General features: G+C 44.2%; 10 protein-coding genes and 1 rRNA gene (1 of these 11 cut by a window edge). 5 read left to right on the top strand and 6 right to left on the bottom strand.

The annotated features are described in order from the left end of the window. Window positions 1–1,171, bottom strand: a 16S ribosomal RNA gene (locus NSTC731_RS04010) (it extends 318 nt beyond the left edge of the window). 313 nt (window positions 1,172–1,484) lie between these two features. Here NSTC731_RS04010 and glyQ point away from each other — a divergent pair. The 4 genes from glyQ (at window position 1,485) to NSTC731_RS04030 (ending at window position 7,124) form a co-directional block, all read left to right on the top strand. Beyond that, window positions 1,485–2,384, top strand: coding sequence for a glycine--tRNA ligase subunit alpha (gene glyQ, locus NSTC731_RS04015; protein ID WP_445629723.1), 900 nt, complete (start codon window positions 1,485–1,487; stop codon window positions 2,382–2,384). 504 nt (window positions 2,385–2,888) lie between these two features. Continuing rightward, entirely contained in the window at window positions 2,889–5,243 is a 2,355-nt protein-coding gene (locus tag NSTC731_RS04020; RefSeq protein WP_445629724.1) for a ComEC/Rec2 family competence protein, read from the top strand. Between the two features lie 45 nt (window positions 5,244–5,288). Then, window positions 5,289–5,759 carry an NADAR family protein gene (locus NSTC731_RS04025; RefSeq protein WP_445629725.1) on the top strand — a complete coding sequence of 157 codons (471 nt, stop codon included), beginning with the start codon at window positions 5,289–5,291 and terminating at the stop codon, window positions 5,757–5,759. 339 nt (window positions 5,760–6,098) lie between these two features. Further along, window positions 6,099–7,124: a tetratricopeptide repeat protein gene (locus NSTC731_RS04030; protein ID WP_445629726.1), complete on the top strand. Its 1,026-nt coding sequence runs from the start codon at window positions 6,099–6,101 to the stop codon at window positions 7,122–7,124. Window positions 7,125–7,151: 27 nt separating this feature from the next. On the opposite strand, the gene NSTC731_RS04035 is transcribed toward NSTC731_RS04030, so the two are convergent. Continuing rightward, window positions 7,152–7,850 carry a phosphoribosyltransferase gene (locus NSTC731_RS04035; RefSeq protein WP_445629727.1) on the bottom strand — a complete coding sequence of 233 codons (699 nt, stop codon included), beginning with the start codon at window positions 7,848–7,850 and terminating at the stop codon, window positions 7,152–7,154. A 191-nt stretch (window positions 7,851–8,041) separates the two neighbouring features. On the opposite strand from NSTC731_RS04035, the gene NSTC731_RS04040 reads away from it, so the two are divergent. Then, window positions 8,042–8,722 (top strand): uracil-DNA glycosylase, encoded by a 681-nt coding sequence (locus NSTC731_RS04040; RefSeq protein WP_445629728.1) that lies wholly within the window; start codon window positions 8,042–8,044, stop codon window positions 8,720–8,722. A 556-nt stretch (window positions 8,723–9,278) separates the two neighbouring features. Here the strand turns inward: NSTC731_RS04040 and NSTC731_RS04045 are convergent. From NSTC731_RS04045 to NSTC731_RS04060, 4 genes are all read right to left on the bottom strand, one after another. Beyond that, on the bottom strand, window positions 9,279–13,325 hold the full coding sequence (locus NSTC731_RS04045) for a DNA-directed RNA polymerase subunit beta'' (protein WP_445629729.1): 4,047 nt from the start codon (window positions 13,323–13,325) through the stop codon (window positions 9,279–9,281). 110 nt (window positions 13,326–13,435) lie between these two features. Further along, window positions 13,436–15,313, bottom strand: a complete 1,878-nt coding sequence (locus NSTC731_RS04050; protein WP_322693495.1) for a DNA-directed RNA polymerase subunit gamma — start codon at window positions 15,311–15,313, stop codon at window positions 13,436–13,438. A gap of 90 nt (window positions 15,314–15,403) precedes the next feature. Continuing rightward, complete coding sequence (rpoB, locus tag NSTC731_RS04055) at window positions 15,404–18,703, bottom strand: DNA-directed RNA polymerase subunit beta (protein ID WP_445629730.1); 3,300 nt, start codon at window positions 18,701–18,703, stop codon at window positions 15,404–15,406. 900 nt (window positions 18,704–19,603) lie between these two features. Next, on the bottom strand, window positions 19,604–20,389 hold the full coding sequence (locus tag NSTC731_RS04060; protein ID WP_445629731.1) for a TatD family hydrolase: 786 nt from the start codon (window positions 20,387–20,389) through the stop codon (window positions 19,604–19,606). Between the last annotated feature and the right edge of the window lie 171 nt (window positions 20,390–20,560).

Genomic DNA, 20,560 nt, shown 5'->3' on the forward strand with positions numbered 1-20,560 from the left:
GTAGCCCAAGGCGTAAGGGGCATGCTGACTTGACGTCATCCCCACCTTCCTCCGGTTTGTCACCGGCAGTCTCTCTAGAGTGCCCAACTTAATGCTGGCAACTAAAAACGAGGGTTGCGCTCGTTGCGGGACTTAACCCAACATCTCACGACACGAGCTGACGACAGCCATGCACCACCTGTGTTCGCGCTCCCGAAGGCACTCTCAACTTTCATCAAGATTCGCGACATGTCAAGCCTTGGTAAGGTTCTTCGCGTTGCATCGAATTAAACCACATACTCCACCGCTTGTGCGGGCCCCCGTCAATTCCTTTGAGTTTCACCGTTGCCGGCGTACTCCCCAGGCGGGATACTTAACGCGTTAGCTACGGCACGGCTCGGGTCGATACAAGCCACGCCTAGTATCCATCGTTTACGGCTAGGACTACTGGGGTATCTAATCCCATTCGCTCCCCTAGCTTTCGTCCCTCAGTGTCAGTTACGGCCTAGCAGAGCGCCTTCGCCACTGGTGTTCTTCCTGATCTCTACGCATTTCACCGCTACACCAGGAATTCCCTCTGCCCCGAACGTACTCTAGCTATGTAGTTTCCACTGCTTCTATCTAGTTGAGCTAGACTCTTTAACAGCAGACTTTCATTGCCACCTGCGGACGCTTTACGCCCAATCATTCCGGATAACGCTTGCATCCTCCGTATTACCGCGGCTGCTGGCACGGAGTTAGCCGATGCTTATTCCTCAGGTACCGTCATTGTGTTCTTCCCTAAGAAAAGAGGTTTACGACCCAAGAGCCTTCCTCCCTCACGCGGTATTGCTCCGTCAGGCTTTCGCCCATTGCGGAAAATTCCCCACTGCTGCCTCCCGTAGGAGTCTGGGCCGTGTCTCAGTCCCAGTGTGGCTGATCGTCCTCTCAGACCAGCTACTGATCGTCGCCTTGGGAGTCCATTACACTTCCAACTAGCTAATCAGACGCGAGCTCATCTCTAGGCAGCAAGCCTTTCACCCAAGGGCACATCCGGTATTAGCCACCGTTTCCAGTGGTTGTCCCAGACCTAGAGCCAGATTCTCACGCGTTACTCACCCGTCCGCCACTGTGTCCGAAGACACCGTTCGACTTGCATGTGTTAAGCATACCGCCAGCGTTCATCCTGAGCCAGGATCAAACTCTCCGTTTTGAATTGGAAAGCTCTTTAGCTCAATAGCTGCTCTTTTTTAACTTCAGCTTAGTTATTTTTATTTGCTTGACGCAATACACTTGCTGTATAATCGCTTTCAAACTATAATATTTTCAAGGTTCGGTGTCCTTTAAGCGTTGCTCTTTCTCGCTCCGCTTCAAGCACTTATTCAATATAGCGAACCTAATTCCTCGTGTCAACTATTTTTCCCAAATTGATTTTAGATAATTTTTGATTCTCCTGAAACTGCCCACAGTGCCGGGTTGTAGGCAACAATGGTTTATGCACTGTGTTGACTAAGGATAGAACAAGAGTGAATTTTCAATCGGTAATAAGTTTATTGCATCATTTCTGGGGCACGCGCGGTTGTCTTATTGCCCAGCCCTACGATATTGAAAAAGGGGCTGGAACTAAGAATCCCCAGACTTTTTTAAGAGCATTGGGACCGGAACCTTGGGCTGTTGCTTATGTTGAGCCTTGTCGTCGCCCTACAGATGGACGGTACGGTGAAAACCCTAACCGTTTTCAACACTATTATCAGTACCAAGTTCTAATTAAGCCTTCGCCAGATAATATTCAGGAGATTTATCTTGATTCTTTAAGGGCTTTAGGTATCTGTCCTGAAGACCACGATATTCGGTTTGTAGAAGATAACTGGGAAGATGCAACTGTGGGAGCTTGGGGCACTGGGTGGGAAGTATGGTTAGATGGTATGGAAGTTACTCAATTTACTTACTTTCAACAGTGTGGAGGAATTGATTGCCGTCCGGTGTCGATTGAGATAACTTATGGGTTAGAGCGATTAACAATGTATCTCCAGCAAGTAGAAGCATTTACTAAGATACAATGGACAGACAACATTACTTATGGAGATGTTTTCCTGCAAAGTGAGATTGAGCAGTGTACATACAACTTTGAAGCATCAAATCCTGAGTTGCTATTGACATTATTTAATTTGTATGAGCAAGAAGCCACACAATTGACGGAGCGAGCATTGGTATTGCCTAGCTTAGATTATGTAATGAAGTGTTCGCACACATTCAATCTGCTGGATGCTAGAGGTGTGATTTCGGTGACGGAGAGAACTCGCTATATTGCTAGGATTCGGCATTTGGCTAGGAAGGTAGCTCATTTATATGTTGAGCAAAGGGAGAAGTTAGGTTTTCCTTTGCTCAAAGATACTGTAGGTTCAACAGGAAGTTTAATATCCTAAAAGGTGCGGCTACACACGAACTAAGTACTAGTTTTGTGTAAAATGATAGCGTTTTTAAAGCCAGTAACGGAAAATAAAGGCAAAGTACGCAGAGTTATGGCAAATTTAATTCACTACAATTTTGTGTTTTGTTTATATTTGTGCCGCTGAGGTTTAAGCTAGGTATATTTTTTTGATGTGGCTTTTGCTAAAGGACACAAAGACGGTTAAATATTGAATCTAAAACATTAAAGCTACAAGGATAAGGCCCGCCTGTGCGGGCTTTGTTTGTATAAACTTGATGGACTATACTCACTACAAGTATAAAAACTTTTCGCTGTTGCTGATTTAAAGAAATAAAAAGCTCACGTAGAGGTGCTGCAAGCACTGATAATAAGAGTTTGGAATATTTGATTTTTGAATTTCATAACCAAATTCAGCAACGCCGATTTTTCTTGATTGCTGCCCTATCTATATTTAAACTATCTGCAAATTCGGATTGCCAGGTGCTTTTACAAAAATCTTATGATTCAAACCAGTGGTGTAATTATTTGTCTTAGCTACATTTTTGGCTTGCTGCTTACAGCAGTTCCTTGGGGTGGTATAGGGATTTTGGTTCTGGGGATAGTGGGAGCAATTATTTTTAGAAGACGCACCAGATTACAGCAATTTACTCAGAAACCAGAAAATGCTGGAAGCAAAAATAAGACAGTGCCTAATACTTGGCAAACGATTCCCCATCCTCGAATATGGTTAGCTGCTGGCTTGGTGGGATTATTGGCAACTCTATATTTTCAATGGCGAATACCACAACCGGGTGCAAAAGATATTAGTCAGTTTGTCCCGCCTGGAAATAACAGCAATCAAGAACAACTTGTGATTGTACGCGGCGAAGTGGCGAGTAATCCTCGCTTAACTCGCAGTCAACGAGGACAATTTTGGCTGGAAACGACTCAGTTAGATGAAGTTAAAAATGATAAAGGTGCAGCAGGTGTCCCACAAGGCGTTACAGGCAAATTGTATGTGACAGTTCCTATACTTCAGGCTACTGGGTTATACCCTAGTCAACAAATTGCGGTTACTGGGATTTTGTACAAACCAAAGGCGGCTTCCAATCCTGGTGGTTTCGATTTTCAGAAGTTTCTCAAGCAGGAAGGAACGTTTGCTGGTTTGATTGGGCGACAAATAAATGTTTTGGAGCCGGAACGTAAATGGGGATGGTGGCAAATTCGAGAGCGAATTGTGCGATCGCAAGTTCGTTGGTTGGGTATTCCTGAAGGGCCTCTTGTCAGCGCAATGGTTTTAGGTAGCAAAGCTGTTGATTTACCCTACGATATCCGCGACTTATTTGTACAAGCTGGATTAGCTCATGCTTTAGCAGCTTCTGGCTTCCAAACTTCTTTGATCTTGAGTGTGATCTTACAGTTAACGAAGCGGGCAAAAAAAGCAACACAATTTACCCTTGGGTTTTTGGCTTTAATTATTTTTCTGAGTTTAACAGGTTTTCAACCTGCGGTTCTCAGAGCCGTAATTATGGGTTTTGCGGCATTAGTTGGTCTGCTATTAAAAAGGAAGGTAAAACAGTTCGGGTCATTGCTATTAGCAGCAACTCTGTTATTAGTGTTTAATCCTCTATGGATTTGGGATTTAGGTTTTCAATTGAGTTTTTTAGCAACGTTGGGCTTAATCGTAACAGTACCGGCATTAATCAATCGCCTAGCATGGCTACCACCTGCGATCGCTGCTTTGATTGCTGTTCCCCTCGCTGCCACTATTTGGACTTTACCTGTGCAACTTTTTGTTTTTGGAGTTGTACCATCTTATAGTCTGTTGCTGAATGCGATCAGTACTCCATTAATTTCGATCATTAGTATAGGTGGAATCATCAGTGCGTTAGTAGGTTTAATTTGGATTGACGCAGGAAGCTTCCTGGCAGGGATATTACATTACCCTACTGATTGGTTAATTAAACTAGTAGATTTTTTTAACAATTTGCCTGGAAATTCTGTGGCGGTGGGCAGTATATCTACTTGGCAGCTTTTGGCGATTTATATACTAATTATATTGGTCTGGCTAGTGCGGTGGTGGCAAAAGCGGTGGTGGTTTGCTAATATGATTGCGATTGGTTTGGTATTCATTCCACTTTGGCATTCTAAAAATACATTGTTTAGGATAACAGTCTTAGAATCGGGGACAGAACCAATTATAGTCGTTCAAGACCGAGGTACTGTAACTGTCATTAACAGTGGCGATGAAGGTACAGGACGTTTTACAATTTTACCGTTTTTACAACAGCAGGGTGTAAATCAAATAAATTGGGCGATCGCAACTGATTTTCAAGGTAACGAAAGTAATGCTTGGTTTGAATTAATGCAACGTTTACCAATTAATAATTTTTATGAATATTCACCTCAAACAGATAATTCTATTACAACTGAGGCGATTCAACAGGAACTACAAAAACATCAAGGAATTTATCAACCTTTGGGAGTTGGTCAATCTGTGAAAGCTGGTTCGATAGTAGCACAATTAATCAACGACCAATTACCAATTTTACAATTGCAAATTTTAGATCAAAATTGGCTATTAGTAGGTAATGTTAAATCTAAAGAGGTACAGCAACTAGTTAAAAATGGAAGTTTGCCTCGCCCGCAAGTGCTTTGGTGTGCCCCTGAGTCATTAAAAGATTTAGTGATTGCTTTGCAACCACAAGTAGCGATCGCTTCTTCTGCCAACTTTGATACAAAAGCTTTATCTGAACTGAATCAAACCAAAACTAAACTGTTCTTTACAGGACGAGATGGGGCTATTCAGTGGACTCCTAATGGTCAGTTTGAGGCATTTATTGAATCAACAGAAAATAAATCATCTGTTTTATAAAAAACTTACAAATTCAGTAAATTAAAAAAAATTGGATCAAAATTTATGACAATTTATTTTTATAGTACTCGTGAAAAGTATGGCTGTTTCTCTAACTTTTCGTCTCACGGCTTTGAATTAGATGGATTGTATTGGTCAACTAGCGAACACTACTTTCAGGCGCAAAAGTTTGTGGGTACACCTCATGTAGAACAAATCCGCCTAGTTAAAACACCTAAAGATGCAGCAAGAATGGGGCGTGAGAGAACGCGCCCCTTACGCCAAGATTGGGAACAGGTTAAAGATGACATCATGCGGCAAGCTGTGCTGCGTAAATTTCAAACTCATACAGATATTAGAGATATTTTACTTTCTACAAACGATGTAGAAATTGTTGAAAACTCGCCTATCGATTTCTACTGGGGTTGCGGAGCCGATGGAAGTGGTAAAAATATGCTAGGAAAAATTTTAATGGAGGTGCGGGATATTCTACACCATACATACAGTAAAGATATTGAGAATAAAACTCTTAAATAAACTTGTCAAAAATAGTTTTTTCATCAAACTACTCCAGACGTAGAGAACACGAATAGATAACAAATAGAGACGATCGCAAACGCTCTAAGATTGCTATAGAGTTATTACTCTTCATGAGCAGAAACCTGAAAGCCTCAATTAACGATCGCTATACATAACTCTTACCTGTCCTAAACTTATGCTGTGGTAAAGCGAACTGATGAAAGATGCGCCCTGGTTTTGGGAATACTAAATTTAGCACCAGACTTCATAGGAAGAAGTTGATGTCTAAAAGCGAATGGAATAACCAGATCGAAAAATACAGTTCCCTTGCAATTACCCATAACATACCTAAAACCAGTGAAGCGTAATACAATTACTCATGAATTTGACTCTGGTTCACAAGCAGAAATAATACCTCTACAAGAAAGTGATGACCATTTGTCAGAAGCGTCCAAGCTACTAAGGCAAGGAATTCAACAGCAGCAAGGTGGCGAATTAATAACGGCTATGAAGTCTTTACAACAATCCTTGGGGCTGTTTCAGGCTGTTGGCGATTTAGAAAAACAGGCACAGGTACTTTCTTTTTTAGGATTGGTAACTTACAGTGCTGGAGACTACAAAGGTGCTATCTCTTACTCCCAACAGTGTCTGTCTTTGCTTAATAACACCTCAGATTTAGCATTGCAGATGCAAGCACTTTCCCATTTAGGCAATGCATACCGTCATTTGAACGATCATAAAAAGGCTATTGAGTTTCTAGAAAAATGTTTGAAAATAACGCAACAGTTGCAAGACAAACGCAGTCAAGTCGCGGCACTCAATAATTTGGGATTGGTGTATAAAGCTTTAAGTAATTTTACACAGGCTATTGAGTATCAACAGCAAAGTCTAGAGATTGTGCGGGAACTCAAAGATCATTGGGGCGAAGAACAGGTACTTAAGAATTTGGGTAATGCTTGGTATGCATTGAACAATTACCCAAAAGCGATCGCCTATTATGAGCAATGTGTAGTACTATCACGCTCCTTAAAAAATGTTCGCAGTGCTTCTCAGGTGCTAAAGAATCTGGGCAATGCTTGTTATGCTTTAGGTGATTATACCAAAGCGATTAAGTATTATGAAGATCGGTTGCAATTAGCCAAAGAAATTCAAGACAAGCGTAGTGAGGAACAGTCTTTAAGTAGTTTAGGAGTTGCTTGTGAAGCTTTGGGTGACTATAACAAAGCAATTACGTATTATGAAGAACGTTTGCTGTTAGCTAGAAATATCAAAGATCGTCGCAGTGAAGAACAAGCTCTTGCCAGTCTGAAAGTTGCTTGTTACGCTTTGGGTGATTATGCCAAAGCTATGCAATATCAGCAGGGAACATCTTCAAATAGTTAAAAAGTAAGACTGGAAAGCAATTCAAAATTACTCGCACAGATCAATTCCCCCAATTGTTTTTTGTTGTTGGAGATATACGAGAACTTCTAATGTATCTACTTGGGGAAATTCTGCATAAAAATTACTCACACTCCAGAAAGGTTCGGGTGTTTCCAAAATTATTGTGCGATCGCCCCACTGTTCTAACCAAGGTAGCAATTTTTGTGGCGCTACTGGAGTACATAGCCAAACTGCTGCTGGAGAAAGCGCTCTCATCGCAGTTGCTGCTACCGCTATTGTCATACCTGTAGCAATACCATCATCAATTAAGATCAACGTTGCATTTTCTGCATTTACTTGCGGACAAGCAGGAATTAATTGAGCCTCAAGAGATTTAGCAAGGTTTATCGCTTTATTTAAAGCTATTTCTCGCCATCGCACATCATGTTTAGAGCGAAATAGCTTTTGATCGGCCCAAAGAACATTTCCAGAAGTAGTGACTGCACCAATTGCTAACTCTGGGTTTTCTGGATGGCTAATCTTTTTTGCCACAACAATTGTCAACGGACAATCTAAAAGACGTGCTATTGGTGCTGCTACTGGTACACCTCCTCTTGGCAAAGCATAAACAATTGGTACAGGCTTTACCCCAGAATCAATAGTTTGCTGAGTCAAAACATCATGAATTACTCGCGCTAATAACTCACCTGCATGGATACGATCGGCGAAAAGTGGGGTATGTGACATGGTTTCCCCCAGCATCTGAAGACGGCACTGCTTTTATCATGACTGAATTTTGTCTCAAATTAACTGATACAATAAGATTTGTATAATTAATTAAGTATTCAGCAAAAGTTTATTGTTCTGATAAATATGCAACCAAAAGGCTATTTAACTCAGATATAACAGCTGGCGCTGATGCCAAAATCCTGATTTTCATGAGCAGCGAAACCCAACTCAGCCTCTTCGACGACTCAACTTTTAATCAACGAGAACTGATTCCTACGGACGCGAAAATTCCGATCGCTCCCGGAACTTATTCTGATATGACGGAGTTGACACAGCATTGCGATCGCTGCCACCGTTGTGCTTTGGGAGACACTCGCACTCATGCTGTTGTCGGACGTGGCAATCTCAAAGCACCAATTATGGTTGTGGGAGAAGCGCCAGGTCAAAATGAAGATGAAACGGGTTTACCATTTGTAGGCAGATCGGGACAATTGCTGGAGAAAATTTTGGCATCGGTGAATCTGACTACCGAGCATGATGTATATATTGCCAATATCAATAAATGTCGCCCACCAGATAATAGAGTTCCCACTCCTGTAGAAGTGGCGGCTTGTCTACCCTACTTACTAGAACAAATTCGCTTAGTTGACCCCAAAATAATTCTGTTAACGGGTGCAACTGCTGTCAAAGGAATCACTGGTGATAAGCGGGGGATTACGAAAATTCGCGGTCAGTGGTTGGAGTGGGAAGGGCGTTTATGTATGCCAATTTTTCATCCTTCTTACTTGCTGCGTAATCCTTCTAAAGAAAGAGGTGCGCCAAAATGGTTGATGTGGCAGGATATCCAGGCAGTACGTGCCAAGTTAGATGAAATTCAAAATAACAGCTAATGCTTAATCCCCTCTTTTTCTAGGGTTATGATTCCCAAAATCTTTTCAATTATTCACTTCGTTGCTATCCCGATTGGAAAGAAATTCTCAAGCTAATAGCTAAAGTCTGCTCAAGAGGACTAAATACAAGATTTTAAGCAATGACTAGACTCTGTGAAAGAGAAAATTTTAGTCTATTGATTGCGATCGCTTATTTTAACGTGAGTCTCCAACGAAGGCGCGCCTACGGGAAGGGCGAAAGAAAACTGCGTTTTCTTAGGAGTTCGATGAACCTCTCCTTCCCAACCTCCCTCTTCCACGGCTCAAGGGAGGAGCAACGAGAAATTAAGGTTTTGGCTCCCCTCTCCGTGTCCAAGAGGGGTTGGGGGAGAGGTGAAAAAAGGGCTTGTCGAACTCACGTTATTTTAATTGAATATGACGACTTGCTCCTTAGGGGTAAAACTGGAACTAGCGCGCCCCTTGGCAAGGGGTGCGCTAGCATAGGTGAGGTATGGTTATTGGTAATTGGGCAGACTCGATATTACCTTTTACCTTTTAGACGCGAAATTTCAAGTCTCTATTCATCGTCGAAATCATCTTCGTCGTCTTCCTCTTCTTCCTCGTAATCGTCGTCGTCTACTACTTCGTCAGCAATTAATTCATCTTCTTCATCTAGAATTGACCTTTCTGCACGTCTGCTGCCAAAGCCAGATTCTCCAAGAGTAGGAGAATCTAAATTATAGGTGCGAGCTGTGCGATCGTCTAAGACCATATCTAGGGGATCGTCAACTTCATCTAACACACTACTGGTAATTTCAGCAGCATAGTCATCGATCGCTCCTGGTTCTTCATAGGTATTGTATCCAGTACCAGCCGGAATCAATCGCCCGATAATCACGTTTTCCTTTAATCCGCGCAGCCAGTCAGATTTACCTTCGATAGCTGCTTCGGTGAGTACCCGTGTTGTCTCTTGGAAGGACGCGGCGGAAATAAAGCTGTCGGTGTTCAACGATGCTTTGGTGATCCCCAATAATACTGGAGTGTACTGTGCTCTAGCACCGCCTGTAATTGCCATAGCTTCGTTCACCTGCTCGACTTGGCGCAGTTCCACCAATTCGCCGGGAAGCATTGTGGTGTCACCACCATCATCAATCCTGACTTTGTTGGTCATCTGGCGAACAATTACTTCAATATGCTTATCGGAAATATCAATCCCTTGAGATTGGTACACCATTTGCACTTCATTCACTAAGAAGGTTTGTACCTTCTGTAAAGCAAGGCTAGCACAAGCATAGATTCCATCTTCAGAACCCAAGCTAAAGAAGATTTCCAAAATTTCATGGGGATTGGATGGGCCATCAGTCAAGGGTTGTCCTGCTAATACTGTCGAGCCATCTGGCACAATCAAATTTTGTCCGGGTCCCAGAGGATAATCTGTCACCACGCCATTTGATTCTACAACCTTGATGGCGATCGCTTCATCACCATCACCGTAAACTACCTTAACTTCTCCGCCCCGCCGACATAAGATGCACGCTTCTTTCGGTTTACGAGCTTCAAGTAGTTCCTCAATCCGAGGCAAACCTTGAATGATATCTCCGGTTTTGGCTCGTTCAAACACCAGCAATACTAAGTTATCACCCCGTTGTACCAAATCGCCGTCTTCTATCTGCAACACAGCGCCAGGGCTGACTCGATAAGGGCGACCGATACGGGTAGTAATAACGTAGTTTTTAGTACTTAAAGCTGATTCCCCACCAGATGCAGCAGCGACACTTTTAACGTCGACGACTTGCCCTGATTCTGGGGCAAAAACTCCAGGAGCAACTTCTGTACCTTCTACTAGCAAATCACCCACTTTTACCTTTGGCTGAGTACTAGTATTAATGGGAAGCCTGTCAGCGTCGCGCAACACCAAGCAGCGACGCACGTTTTCGGTTCCTTTTTGAACACCTCGTACTTCTCCGCCTTCTTTACACAAAATTTGGGTACGTGCGACTACAGAACCTGGGGCGATGGTTAACCCATCGTGTACCTCAAGTGTCGTCTGGGTACTACCTTGGGTGGCATCGGCAGTAATGTCTCGACGAATTACCAAGGATTCCAAAATCACTAGTTGTAAACGTTGAACTTCTGGATCTTCAGTATCCTCTACTAATTCAATATCTGCTGCTAGGGGTGAAGCATTATGGTCTTGTTCCCCTTCTTGCTCAATTTCTAAAACTAGCTGGGTTCGCAGCAGTTCTACACCTTCAACAGATTTGACACGTTCTGAATCTTTGTAAGGTAGTCGCTGCACCGCTCTTAATTGAATCGATCGCCCGGTTTGTTGACTTACCGATGTCGTTGATGGCACATCTGGATTATCAGGGACGGCAAACTCGACTACTGGACGACTCAACAGGGCGGGTCCTTCTGGTGTCTCTACATACTGGATGTAACGCAATTCCGTAGCGACATTGCCTTGGAATTCCTCACCTGGTTGGATGAAGGTGTTATCTCGCCCGATAACTGATTCGGGATCGTCCACCATCAGTAGTTCCCCTGGTTTCACCACGACTTCTCGCAGGATGTCGTTTTTCTGGGTCACTTCTATCACACCACTGTTTTGGCAGAAGATATCCTTCACCACTTCGGTGCCAGCTTCGACAAACTGACCATCTTCCACCAACAGTAAAGAGATGTCTTTATTAACTTCGTGGCTTTCTTCGGGAATCCACAACAGTGTACCGCCCTGCACGACTTCATAACCCAGCTTGGCTTTGCCTTTTTTCTGGACTTCGACACCTGCAAATTTCAGGAATCCACCAGTGGTTGTGCGATAGCGATCGTCGATTAACTCAGCTACCACTTGACCATTTTGCACTTTTGTGCCTGGCGTAGCACGGAGGTTAAATACTTGGTTGTTGCCAGTAGAAACTAAGTAGTTATTGCGACCTTGGGAACTTTGGACTGTCACCGTTGCTTGGTCTAAGACCACAGAAGCGGTGATAATTTCAATTTCCCTAGTACTCTTACCTGGGGTAGCTTCTGGCAAGCGCACGACACCGCCATGCAAACTGGTTAACTTGGTTTCTGCTAAAACTCCATTAGAAGCGATCGCATCACCATTTTTCACTACCAATTCTGCACCAGGCGGCAAGTTGTAAACTTCCCCAGACAAAATCCAAATCAAGCCACCGCGTGCGGCTGTGGTTGTAGTATTACCTTGACGGTCAGTTTTTTGTTCTGGAACAACTTCAGCAAATTGCACTTCCCCCGCTAAGTCAGAGGCTACATCTTTAACTGCTTTTTCTGTATTAGTCCGAGTTGTGCGTCCACCAAGGGCAACCTCTGCCAACAACTGACCTTGTTTTACCTTATTTCCATCAAATACATACAGTGTTGAACCTTGGGTAAGGTGAACCTCTTGGTTCTCTGGGGTAACATCACCTACTTTTGTTGGCTCCAAAAGCATGATGCCATTAGCTTCAATATAAAGGGCATCTTCCCCGTGGCGGGTACGATATGTTCTGGTCTTCAGTTTGCGGGGAAGCTTAACAGTCCCATCGATTTTAGAACGAACTTGTTGCGCTACTTCTCCAGTAAACACCCCACCAGTGTGAAATGTCCGCATGGTTAACTGAGTACCAGGTTCGCCAATACTTTGAGCGGCAATAATTCCCACAGCTTCGCCCAAATCTACCATCTTGGCGTGTGCCAAACTCCAGCCGTAGCAGTGTTGACAGACGGAACGTGCGGCTTCACAAGTTAGGGGCGATCGCACCACAACTTCTCTCACCCCAGATTTTTCAATTTTCTTCGCCAAATCCTCAGAAATTGGGGTATTACGTGCTGCAATCACTTCTTTTGTTACCGGATGCACCACATCTTCACCAATTACCCGTCCCATCAAGCGGGTTGCTAGAGGAATCAAAGTTTTGGCCCCTTCTGTCATTGGTTGAATCGCAAGACCTCTAGTGGTGCCGCAGTCAAATTCCCGAATAATTACATCCTGGGATACGTCCACCAATCGGCGCGTTAAATAACCAGAGTCAGCCGTCCGCAAGGCTGTATCCACCAGTCCTTTTCTGGCACCGTAAGACGAAATAATGTATTCCGTCACAGTGAGTCCTTCACGGAAGTTGGTTTTAATCGGCAAATCGATAATTTCCCCTTGGGGATCTGCCATCAATCCCCGCATTCCCACCAACTGCCGCACTTGAGAGATGTTACCCCGTGCCCCGGAGAATGCCATCATGTATACGGAGTTTAAGGGATTAGTCTTCTTGAAGTGAACTACTACTTCATCTTTCAAAGCTTCACTAGTACCATTCCAAGTATCGATTACCTTTTGGAAACGTTCTACTTCCGTGATTTCTCCCCGTTGGTAACGGGTTTCAGTGGCGCGAATTTCTTCTTCGGCTGCTTCTAACAGTAATCGCTTAGTTGGTGGCACCATCAAGTCATCTACACTGATGGAAACCCCTGCTTTGGTAGCGTAGCGAAATCCTAAATCTTTTAGTTTGTCCGCCATTACTGCGGTTCGCGCCGTACCATAATATGTAAAGGCCCAAGAAATTAAATTTCTCAGTTGACCTTTATCAACCACCCGATTGCGAAAAATCATTTTTTCGTTAGTCATTAGTCATTAGTCCTGAGTCATTAGTCATTAGTCATTGGGCATTGGGCATTGGGCATTGGGCATTGGGCATTGGTAATTTTCCCTATGCGCTATGCCCCATGCCCTATTCCCTAACTTGCTAGTGCTTCCTGAATAGCATTATTGTAAATAACGCGACCGGGAGTGGTATATATATACTGAGAAATTACATTGCCTTTAGCGTCTTGTCTGACTCGACGGAACTTATAGAGTAATGTGCGGGTACCATCTTCGTTTTCCGTCACTTTCACGGGTTCTGTATCCGGTTGGTCTGATTCTATTTCACCGTCAAACCGCACATATATATAGGCGTGCAAGTCAACTTGCTCCTGCTGGAAAGCCATAATTACATCCTCTAGTGAAGAAAAGTACTTTCCTGCGCCTTTTGTTGCACCGGGATTTTCTGCTGTTAAGTAATACGCCCCTAACACCATGTCTTGGCTAGGCGTGATGATCGGTTTACCTGTGGCTGGTGACAAAATATTATTAGAAGCCAACATCAACAACCGCGCTTCAGCCTGACTTTCTAACGATAGTGGGACGTGTACCGCCATTTGGTCGCCGTCAAAGTCGGCGTTAAAGGCTGGACATACGAGAGGATGCAGTTGAATCGCTCTACCTTCTACTAAAATTGGTTCAAAAGACTGAATACCCAAGCGGTGCAACGTTGGTGCCCGATTTAGCATTACAGGGTGTCCTTCAATCACCTCTTCCAACACATCCCAAACACTAGGATCGTTGCGGGATATCAGCTTTTTCGCAGCTTTGATGTTATTTACCATCCCGCTACGAATCAGGCGGTTAATCACAAATGGTTGAAATAGCTCAATTGCCATTTCTCTAGGCAAACCGCACTGGTGAATTTTCAGCTTTGGTCCGACCACAATAACCGAACGTCCAGAGTAGTCAACTCGTTTACCTAACAAGTTTTGTCGGAAACGTCCTTGCTTACCCTCAATAATGTCAGACAAAGATTTTAGAGGTCGGTTATTTGCCCCTACCACAGTGCGTCCCCGACGACCATTGTCAATCAAAGCATCCACCGCTTCTTGCAGCATCCGCTTTTCGTTCCGCACAATAATCTCAGGTGCTAAAATTTCTTGCAAGCGTGCCAAACGATTATTACGGTTAATTACCCGCCGATATAAATCATTTAAATCACTGGTGGCAAACCGTCCGCCATCTAGTTGCACCATTGGGCGCAAGTCGGGGGGAATCACGGGAATAACTGCCATTACCATCCACTCTGGTTTTGAACCAGTAGCGATGAAGTTGTCAATTACCCGGAGTCGCTTAATTAACTTGGCTCTTTTTTGTCCTTTGGCGTTGCCAATTTCTTCGCGTAGGCTTTCAGCTTCTTGTTCCAAATTGATATCGGCAAGCAAACGCAACAGCGCTTCAGCACCAATACCTACCTCTACGCCTTGCAGTACAGAATCTTCGCTATAAATTTGGTCTTCTATTTCCAACCACTGGTCTTCACTCAGTAGCTGTTTGTAAGTTAAAGTTTCGGCATTACCTGGACTCAGGACAACATAAGAGTTGAAATAAACAATCTGCTCGACATCCCGTAAGGGCATATCTAACAGGATGGAAATATAGCTAGGAATGCCTTTGAGATACCACACGTGAGCTACTGGGGCCGCGAGTTTAATATAGCCCATACGGTGGCGACGCACCCGTGACTCGGTGACTTCTACCCCACAGCGCTCACAGACAATACCTCTATGACGGACTCTTTTATACTTGCCACAATGGCATTCCCAATCTTTTGCAGGACCAAATATCCGTTCACAAAATAAGCCATCCATCTCTGGCTTGAGAGTTCGGTAGTTAATCGTCTCTGGTTTGGTAACTTCACCGACTACCTGACCATTAGGCAATGTTCTCTCGCCCCACTGACGAATGCGTTCAGGGGAAGCCAAGCCGATTTTTACGTAGTCAAACTGATTAGTTTGGGCAGGTCTCATATTTAGTCATTAGTCATTAGTCATTGGTCATTGGTCATTAGTCCTTAGTCTTTTGCTAATGACAAAGAACTAAGGACTAATGACTATTGATTATTCGTCGTCTTCCAGCGATTCGCGAGAAAGAGATTCATAAGTTGGTCGAGGAGGTGTGCGACGGGCTGATTGGTCTGCCATCAAATCGACTTCCACATCTAGGGAACTGCCGTCTGCTTGGGTTTCTACCTTGTGTACGGCAATATCTAACCCCAATGATTGCAACTCTCGCATTAGCACCTTAAAGGATTCTGGAGTTCCAGGTCGAGGAATTGCCTTACCTTTAACGATCGCATTTAACGCTTCATTCCGTCCTTGCATATCGTCAGATTTTACTGTGAGCAATTCCTGTAAAGTGTAAGCTGCCCCAAAGGCTTCCAATGCCCACACTTCCATTTCTCCAAACCTCTGACCACCTTGTTGTGCTTTACCACCCAAGGGTTGCTGAGTCACCAGTGAGTATGGACCTGTGGAACGGGCGTGGATCTTATCATCCACTAAATGCACCAGTTTCAGCATATAAGCCACACCGATGGTAATTGCTCGGTCAAAAGGTTCGCCTGTACGACCGTCATACACCATGATTTTGCCTGGATTATCTGGGTTATATACCCAGTCTTTGCCTGTTTCGTCTCGTGCTTCTTGTAATTTGCCATGCACGATTCGGCGAGATGACTCTTCACCGTACATTTCGTCAAAGGGAGTAATCTTAAATCGCACTCCCAAGGTTTGACCAGCCCAACCCAAGAGGCATTCAAACACTTGTCCGACGTTCATCCGACTCGGTACGCCCAAGGGGTTAAGTACAATGTCCACAGGTGTTCCATCGGGCAAATAAGGCATATCTTCCGCCGGTAATATCCGAGAAATAATCCCTTTATTACCGTGGCGTCCTGCCATTTTGTCGCCAACTTGGATTTTGCGTTTTTGAGCAACATACACCCGAACTACCATATTGGCTCCTGGTGGCAGTTCATCACCTTGTTCGCGAGTAAACAACCGCACATCAACTACGCGGCCTTTTTCACCGTTTGGTACTCGCAGAGAATTGTCTCGCACATCCCGCGCTTTCTCACCAAAGATGGCACGTAAGAGTTTTTCTTCTGGCGGTTGGTCAGATTCACCTTTTGGTGTTACCTTACCCACCAAGATATCACCAGCTTCTACCCACGCCCCAATGCGAATGATTCCCTGTTCATCTAACTGACGCAAGGCATCTTCCCCGACGTTGGGAATTTCTCTAGTGATTTCTTCTGGCCCTAGTTTGGTTTGTCTAGCTTCAATTTCATATTTTTCAATGTGAATTGAGGTGTAGACATCATCCTGCACTAATCTTTCTGAAATTAAAATTGCATCTTCGTAGTTGTACCCTTCCCAAGGCATATAGGCAACGACGATATTTTGTCCTAGCGCCAATTCACCACCTTCAGTGGAGGAGCCATCAGCCAATACCTGACCAGCAACAACCTTTTCACCAATGCGGACCAGAGGTTTTTGATTTAAACAGGTGTCTTGGTTGGAACGTTGGTACTTGGAAAGGATGTATTTAATTTCGGGGGTGTTAGGTTTAGGACGGACGCGAATTTCTGTAGCATCTACGTAAGTGACATCGCCATCGGTGCGCGATACAATCACCATCCCAGAGTCTCTTGCTCCTTGGGCTTCCAAACCAGTACCCACCAAAGGACGCTCTGGTTTGAGTAGGGGGACTGCTTGCCGTTGCATGTTCGATCCCATCAGCGCTCGGTTAGCGTCATCATGCTCCAAGAAAGGAATCATGCTGGTTGCTACCGACACAATCTGTACGGGAGAGACTGCTACGTAATCCACCTGTTCTGGTGTTGTGGTGGAAAATTCTTGGCGATACCGGACTGGCACTTGTGGACCAATAATGTGCCCAGTTTCGTCTACAGGAATGTCTCCAGGAGCAACCCGTAGGTCGTCTTCTTCATCGGCTGTCATGTAGACTGGAGGTAGATCGAATCTAACTCGCCCATTTTCTACTGGTCTAAATGGTGTTTCGAGGAAGCCGTACAGGTTAACCCGCGCATGGGTTGCCAAGGAGCCAATCAATCCGGCGTTTGGACCTTCTGGTGTCTCAATGGGGCAAATGCGTCCGTAGTGACTAGGGTGAATATCCCGCACTGCAAATCCAGCGCGTTCGCGGGTTAAACCACCAGGACCAAGGGCACTTAAACGGCGTTTGTGGGTCAGCTCCGCCAGAGGATTGGTTTGATCCATGAACTGACTTAACTGACTCGAACCAAAGAATTCTTTAATTGCTGCTACCAATGGTTTGGGGTTCACCAAGGAAGCGGGAGTTAGCACTTCAGCATCGGATACAGTCATCCGCTCCCGAATGATTCTCTCTAGGCGATTTAAGCCAACTCTTACTTGGTTTTGCAGCAATTCACCGACGCTTCTCACCCGCCGATTCCCTAAGTGATCGATGTCGTCAATGTTACCAATATCATATTCCAAGTTGATCAGGTAATCTACAGCCGCCAAAATATCGCCAGGAGTCAGCACACGCATGGTATCTGGGACAGAAAGGCGCAATTTTTTGTTCAGCTTATATCGTCCAACGCGACCAAGGTCATAACGTTTCGGGTCAAAGAAACGGGAGTCTAAAAGTTGTTGTCCACCTAAGACTGTGGGTGGTTCGCCAGGACGGAGTTTGCGATATAACTCCATTAGGGCTTCTTCTTCAGAAAATTGCCCTTCTTTTTCAATGGTCTTTTGGAAATATTCGGGGTGACGTAAGGCATCAAAGATTTCGTTGTCTGATAAACCTAAAGCTTTTAGGAGTACCTGCGCGCTCAATTTGCGGGTTTTATCAATGCGTACCCATACCAAATCGTTACGGTCTGTTTCAAATTTCAGCCATGCTCCTCGGTTGGGAATTAAGCTAGCTGAATAAGTGCGTCGACCGTTTTTGTCTATTTCTGATTTGTAATAGACACCTGGCGATCGCACTATTTGGTTGACAATTACCCGCTCGGCTCCGTTAATAATAAACGTGCCGCGATCGGTCATTAAAGGCAAATCACCAATGAATACCTCTTGCTCTTTGATTTCCCCGGTTTCTTTATTAATTAGACGTGTGGGAACATACATTTGGACAGCATAAGTGCTATCCCGCCGTTTGGCTTCTTCGACGCTGTACTTTGGCTCCTTGAGTTTGTAGTTATGACCCAAAAAGTGCAGTTCTAATTTACCCGTATAATCTGTAATAGGACTAAAGGAGTTCAGTTCTTCTATCAGCCCTTCTTCTAAAAACCAGCGAAAGCTTGACCGCTGGATTTCAATCAAGTCGGGCAACAGAAAGGCGGGTTCCATATATGTTTCTTTAGTCATGCCTCTTCCTTTGTCAACCTGGTACAATTTTCCCTTGGACACTGCTTTTTGACGCTTCCCACTGCTAGCTAGTGTCCTTAGCTGTTTGGGAACTCTTTCTTAGACACTTGTAATTTATGGGTGTAGACTCCAGCGATTATATCTAGCTGCAATGAGCAATTTTGACAAGGAAGCAATCACCCCTAATAGGGACTAAGTAATGGGTACTTGATGCTATGGGATCGGGGGAAAACTTGCTGAAAGTTTTTTCTCCTTGCATTTCATGCCCAATAACGCTAGTTGCTTCTCTTGTCGCAGACGCTATGCGTAGCTTACTTCCTCGAAGCGGTACAAGTCGGCAAAGCTGCTCAACGGACTGGCCCCCCAATGCCCATTTCAAAAAGAATATCCAGTTAAAATATTCCTGAATTTGATTTACTTTTTTCACTTCCCCTCCAAAAAGCGCGTTAATTCGCTGACGCAGCTCTACACAGTGTGTTTTAAATCCACCCCGCTGTTGATACTCTTAGTGATATCTTACATATCCTAAGATTGAGGCAACGATCCGCACCTTGTCGATTTGGAATCAGAATCACTTTATTTTGCTGGATTATACTCACAAGGCAATTTTTGTTTAACGATTTTGAATAGGTTCAATAGACACTAAACCGATGTTGTGCAAAAGTCTAGCTCAATTTAGGTTGGTACGGTTAGTCATGCGTGGAGAGCATCCGCTTGTAGAGATTTTGAGGATGGGCAAGCCATAACAGTATGGAAAATTAAGATGAGAAGTTTTGTGCTTCTTCCTTTATTATTATGGCGCAAGCAAAATGTTTTTGAGGGAATAATATTAGCATATTTTTGTCCCCCTATAGTTTTATTTTTTTTAACACAACTTAACAAAAGATACTAGGACACACTTTATATTGACAGACCAAATAATTTACAAGCATTTTGGGTGGTTTGATGGGCGATCGCCTTTACGGTTTCCTGACGCAGTTTAGCTACTTGCTCGGCTACATAAAGTACGTAGGCAGGCTCGTTGCGCCTCTCGCCCCGTTTCGGAACTGGAGCGAGAAATGGGCAGTCTGTTTCAATCAGGAGGCGATCGCTACTTACCATTGCAGCAGAGGATTGGATTGCTTTGGCATTTTTAAACGTTACCGTACCGCTAAAGCTGATATAAAAGCCTAAATCGAGAAACCATTGAGTTTCTTCAGGTGTTCCTCCCCAGCAATGCATTACACCCCGCACTCTTTCTCCTTTGAGTTGCCGCCATTTTTGTAACACTTCTTTGGTTGCCACGGCAGCATCACGGCAGTGGATAATCACTGGTAAGTTTAGTTCAGATGCGATCGCCAACTGGGACTCAAACACCAGATACTGTTGCTCATAGTTATCAGCTTTGTAAAAATCCAGCCCCATTTCTCCAATTGCTACCACATTTGAGTCAGAACTCGCTAAAGTTTTGATTTTCTCAGTTGTCTCGCTATTCCATTTATCAGCATCTAAAGGATGTAATCCCACAGCAAAACTAATTTCGGGAAACTCTTGGGCTATGGATTGAATACTGGAAAACTCCTCCGGGTGAACACAGGAATGCACTAAACGCACCACACCTGCTTCTTGCCACCGCGATCGCACTATTGCTAAATCTGACTGAAAACTATCAAAGTTAAGATGTACGTGCGTGTCTATCAGTTGCATCTTTTGTCTTACCCTGTGGGAAGCCCTTCGGGTTCAGCAGTCGCTCATGGGGGAAACCCCCATCGCCCTTGGCGTCTCCCCTTGGGAGAAGACCGCGCTACTTCACCGCTGGCGCGTCGTCTATGTTGTTTGTCCTTCGTCATTTGTCGTTTGTTTTGTTATCAATGACTA

The sequence above is a fragment of the Nostoc sp. DSM 114167 genome, from assembly GCF_052692655.1.

Bases quoted from the DNA above. Each gene is read 5' to 3' on its own strand.
- NSTC731_RS04045 (WP_445629729.1), bottom strand. From the start codon at position 13,325: ATGACTAACGAAAAAATGATTTTTCGCAATCGGGTGGTTGATAAAGGT.
- NSTC731_RS04050 (WP_322693495.1), bottom strand. From the start codon at position 15,313: ATGAGACCTGCCCAAACTAATCAGTTTGACTACGTAAAAATCGGCTTG.
- NSTC731_RS04025 (WP_445629725.1), top strand. From the start codon at position 5,289: ATGACAATTTATTTTTATAGTACTCGTGAAAAGTATGGCTGTTTCTCT.
- NSTC731_RS04040 (WP_445629728.1), top strand. From the start codon at position 8,042: ATGAGCAGCGAAACCCAACTCAGCCTCTTCGACGACTCAACTTTTAAT.
- NSTC731_RS04035 (WP_445629727.1), bottom strand. From the start codon at position 7,850: ATGTCACATACCCCACTTTTCGCCGATCGTATCCATGCAGGTGAGTTA.
- rpoB (WP_445629730.1), bottom strand. From the start codon at position 18,703: ATGACTAAAGAAACATATATGGAACCCGCCTTTCTGTTGCCCGACTTG.
- NSTC731_RS04020 (WP_445629724.1), top strand. From the start codon at position 2,889: ATGATTCAAACCAGTGGTGTAATTATTTGTCTTAGCTACATTTTTGGC.
- NSTC731_RS04060 (WP_445629731.1), bottom strand. From the start codon at position 20,389: ATGCAACTGATAGACACGCACGTACATCTTAACTTTGATAGTTTTCAG.